Raw genomic sequence first — 3,995 nt, 5'->3', positions numbered from 1 at the left:
GGCGAAAGAAAGGAAGCGCGAACACGACTGCGGAACGAAGGTTAGACGGCGAGCCTGCGAGCCGTCGTCTGCGGGCCCGCAAGCGATGCGAGGATCGCCTCGTAGGGCGCCAGCGTGCCCACGGGGCCGACCGCCGTCAGCGTCGGTTTGGTCGAGAACAGCCGCGAGGAGAGATCGGTCAGCCGCTCGACCGTCAGCGCCGCCAGCCGCTCCATCAACTCCTCCTTGGCGATCGGCCGCCCGAACAGCAGCAACTGCCTGGCTATCTGCGAGGCGCGGCTTGCCGGGCTTTCGGCCGACATGATGAGGCCGGCCCGATATTGCGCGCGTGCGCGGTCGAGCTCATCCTGCTGGATGCTTTCCCCGGCCTTCTGCAATTCGTCGATGATGACCGGCACCAGCTTGGCGATATCACTCTGTCCGGTCGCCGCATGCACACCGAAAATGCCGGTGTCGGAAAAGCCCCAGTGGAAGGCATAGACCGAATAGCACAGGCCGCGCTTCTCGCGCACTTCCTGGAACAGCCTCGACGACATGCCGCCGCCGAGGATCATCGACAGCACCTGCGAGGCGTAGAAGTCGCGCACATGGTAGGCGCGGCCCTCGAAGCCGAGCACGATCTGCGCATCCATCAGGTCGCGGTCCTCGCGGAAGTCGCCGCCGACATACTGCGCATATTGCGGGATGTTGCTGGTGGCCTTGGCGCGGAAGCCGCCAAGCTGTCTTTCCACCTCGCGCACGAAATTGTCGTGCTTGATGTCGCCGGCGGCCACGATCACCATGCGCTCGGCGCCATATTGCCGTTCGATGAAATCGTGCAGCTGCCTGGAGGTGAAGGATTTGACCGTCTCCGGCGTGCCGAGGATCGAGCGGCCGATGGTCTGGTGGCGGAAGGCGGTTTCGGTGAAACGGTCGAAGACGATGTCGTCGGGCGTGTCGTGCGCGGCGCCGATCTCCTGCAGGATCACATGCTGCTCGCGCTCCAGTTCCTCCGGATCGAACTCCGATTCCTGCAGGATGTCGGCCAGGATGTCGACCGCGAGCGGCACGTCGGCGGAAAGCACCCTGGCATAGTAGGAGGTCGTCTCGACGCTGGTGGCGGCGTTGATCTCGCCGCCGACATTCTCGATTTCAGAGGCGATCTCGAAGGCGCTGCGCCGTTTCGTTCCCTTGAAAGCCATGTGCTCGAGCAGATGGGCCATGCCGTGTTCTTCATCGCGCTCATTGCGTGCGCCCGACTTGACCCAGGCGCCAAGGGCAACGGATTCGAGGCTTGGAAGGGTTTCGGTGGCGACCGTCAGGCCGTTCGACAGACGGCTTACCTCAACACCCATATGGCAACTACTCCCTAACGGGCCGCCCGCGTGTGGCGGCTCACGTATTCTTCCACCATTTTCAGCTCGGATGGAAGTATGGTGTACTTTTCGTCGGCTGTCATCAAGCCGGCGAGCCAGGCAGGCAGCGCTGGCGTAACGCCGCTGGGGGCCTCGACCGCCGCCGGGAATTTGGCCGGATGCGCGGTGCCGAGAACCACCATGGGCACGGCGCCCGACATATGGCCGGTCGCAACGTGCATAGCGGCGGCCGTGTGCGGATCGAGCAGATAGCTGCTCGCTTCAAGCGTCTGGCGGATGGTTGCCGCGACCTCGTCGACGCTGGCGCGGCCGGCGTCGAACTCCGCACGCATCCTCGCCATTTCGCCCGCTTCGACGGTAAAGGCGCCGGACTGCTTCAGCCCGTTCATGTAGCGCCTGACCGTCGCGGCATCCCGGCCCGCCGCCTCGAACAGCAGGCGCTCGAAGTTCGAGGACACCTGGATGTCCATCGACGGCGAGGTGGTGGCGAACACGCCCTTGGTGCGATATTCGCCGCTTGCAAGCGTGCGCGCCAATATGTCGTTGTCGTTGGTGGCGATGATCAGCCGCTCGACCGGCAGTCCCATTCGCTTGGCGGCATAACCGGCGAAAATATCGCCGAAATTGCCGGTCGGCACGGTGAATGACACCGGCCGGTCGGGCGCGCCCAGCGACAGCGCCGAGGAGAAGTAATAGACTATCTGGGCCATGATGCGGGCCCAGTTGATCGAATTGACACCCGACAGCGACACCCTGTCGCGGAAGCCGTGGTCGTTGAACATATCCTTCACCAGGCCCTGGCAATCGTCGAAATTGCCTTCGATCGACAGCGCGTGCACGTTCGCGGCGCTCGACGTCGTCATCTGCCGCTGCTGCACCGGCGAGACCTTGCCGTTGGGGAAAAGGATGAAGATATCGGTGCGGTCGCGGCCGGCGAAGGCGTCTATTGCCGCCCCTCCGGTGTCGCCGGAGGTGGCGCCGACGATGGTCGCGCGGTTGCCCCGTTCGGCCAGCACATGGTCCATCAGCCGCGCGAGCAGCTGCATCGCCACGTCCTTGAAGGCCAGCGTCGGGCCGTGGAAGAGCTCGAGGATGAAGGTGTTTTTGCCCGTCTGCACCAGCGGGCAGACCGCATCGTGCCGGAAAGTCGCGTAGGCTTCACGCACCAGCCGTTCGAAGACGGGTGCGGCGATCTCGCCGCCGAGGAAGGGTGTCAAGACGCGGATGGCAAGATCGGGATAGGCGAGGCCGCGCATGGCGCGAATATCGGCGGACGAGAACTGCGGCCATTCGCGCGGCAGGTAAAGCCCGCCGTCGCGCGCCAGTCCGGCCAGCACCGCGTCCGAAAATCCAAGCACGGGCGCATCCCCGCGGGTACTCACATATTGCATCGTCAAGAACCCATTGCTGCCGGCCGCGTCATCCACGGCAAATTGGTTAATTTTCCGAGCCGGCTCAGTCGCATTTTCGCCGCGGCGTTGATATACGTCACCGGCTTTGTGAGAGGGAAGTGCAGTTCATGAGGTTTTATTCGGTCAACCGCCGTGTTGTCGCGGGTCTTGCGCTCACCGGCTTTATGCTTGCCGCCGCAGGCTGCCAATCGAGCGACAATGGCATTTTGAACTTCGGCTTCAGCAAGAAGGACCCGACCGCGCCGCCACCGCCGCAGGACCCCAAGGTGCTTGCCAGCCAGTTGCGCGCCTACTGCCCGAAAGTGACGCTGCGCGACGGCACCGCCTTCTTCAATACCTATGCTAAGGGCGCCGCCGCCAAGACGAAGAAAAAGAAAGTCGATGCCGCGGCGGACGCTGAAGCCGAGGCAGCCGCAGCCGCACAGACCGGACCGAACGGTCAACCCGTCGACCCCAATCGCGATCCCGCCAAGATCATTTACCAGGCCTCGATCACCGACGTGACGCGCGACTGCACTCACGAAAACGGCCAGCTGACGATGAAGATCGCGGTGGCCGGCAAGGTCGTGCCGGGACCGCTGTTCACGCCCGGTACCGTGACGATGCCGATCCGCATCGCGGTCCAACATGGGCCTGACGTGCTCTATTCGCAGCTTCATCAGTATCAGGTGCAGGTCACCGATCCGTCTGCCGCGACGCAGTTCGTCTTCACCGACACCAACGTCGTAGTGCCGGAGCCGACCGCCCGCGACTACCAAGCCTATGCCGGCTATGACGAGAACGCGCCGGCAGCGACGGACAAGTCCAAGGCCAAGAGGAAGAAGCGCGTCGCCGCGGCGGCGACAAACTGATCTGGTTCGCCGCCAATCGCGCTTCCGCGGTTAAGCGTCCTCCGACCACTCCGACAATGCCGCAATCGTGCTGCCGAGTTCCGCCAAACGGCGGATGACGGTTTCGGCGCCCGCTTCGGTCAGCGAGTCGGCATGGCCGCGATAGCTGTGCCCCGCGCCGGTGAAGCCGATGACGCGCATGCCCGCCGTCCTGGCGCCGGTGACGCCGTGCACCGAATCCTCGATGACGAAAGTGTTCTTCGGGTTGGCGCCGAGCTGTTCGGCGGCATAGAGGAACACGTCCGGTGCCGGCTTGGTCTTCTTGCCGGGGATGTCGAGCCCCGAAAAGATGCGGCCGGCGAAGAAGGGCAGCAGGCGCACCTTTTCAAGCATGAACT

4 protein-coding genes are annotated in these 3,995 nt (G+C 64.1%); 1 reads left to right on the top strand and 3 read right to left on the bottom strand.

The annotated features are described in order from the left end of the window. Positions 1–41: 41 nt before the first annotated feature. The gene (locus EOA60_RS22210) at positions 42–1,334 is read right to left on the bottom strand and encodes a pitrilysin family protein (RefSeq protein WP_128311894.1); all 1,293 of its coding nucleotides are present in this window, start codon (positions 1,332–1,334) and stop codon (positions 42–44) included. 14 nt (positions 1,335–1,348) lie between these two features. After that, positions 1,349–2,746, bottom strand: a complete 1,398-nt coding sequence (gene thrC / locus EOA60_RS22205; protein ID WP_095823929.1) for a threonine synthase — start codon at positions 2,744–2,746, stop codon at positions 1,349–1,351. A 128-nt stretch (positions 2,747–2,874) separates the two neighbouring features. Here thrC and EOA60_RS22200 point away from each other — a divergent pair, with 128 nt between their 5' ends. Further along, entirely contained in the window at positions 2,875–3,618 is a 744-nt protein-coding gene (locus EOA60_RS22200) for a hypothetical protein (protein ID WP_066997974.1), read from the top strand. A 30-nt stretch (positions 3,619–3,648) separates the two neighbouring features. Here EOA60_RS22200 and EOA60_RS22195 read toward each other — a convergent pair. Continuing rightward, positions 3,649–3,995, bottom strand: a 347-nt coding sequence (locus EOA60_RS22195) for an HAD-IA family hydrolase (protein ID WP_164899462.1), incomplete at its 5' end; no start/stop codon positions are given.

This window comes from Mesorhizobium sp. M1A.F.Ca.IN.020.06.1.1, assembly GCF_004023265.1.
Lineage (GTDB): Bacteria > Pseudomonadota > Alphaproteobacteria > Rhizobiales > Rhizobiaceae > Mesorhizobium.
This window is presented reverse-complemented; position numbering and strand designations above follow the sequence as displayed.

What these genes read in the sequence shown, in the direction of transcription:
- EOA60_RS22210 (WP_128311894.1), bottom strand. Translation starts at nt 1,334, where the DNA reads ATGGGTGTTGAGGTAAGCCGTCTGTCGAACGGCCTGACGGTCGCCACC.
- thrC (WP_095823929.1), bottom strand. Translation starts at nt 2,746, where the DNA reads ATGCAATATGTGAGTACCCGCGGGGATGCGCCCGTGCTTGGATTTTCG.
- EOA60_RS22200 (WP_066997974.1), top strand. Translation starts at nt 2,875, where the DNA reads ATGAGGTTTTATTCGGTCAACCGCCGTGTTGTCGCGGGTCTTGCGCTC.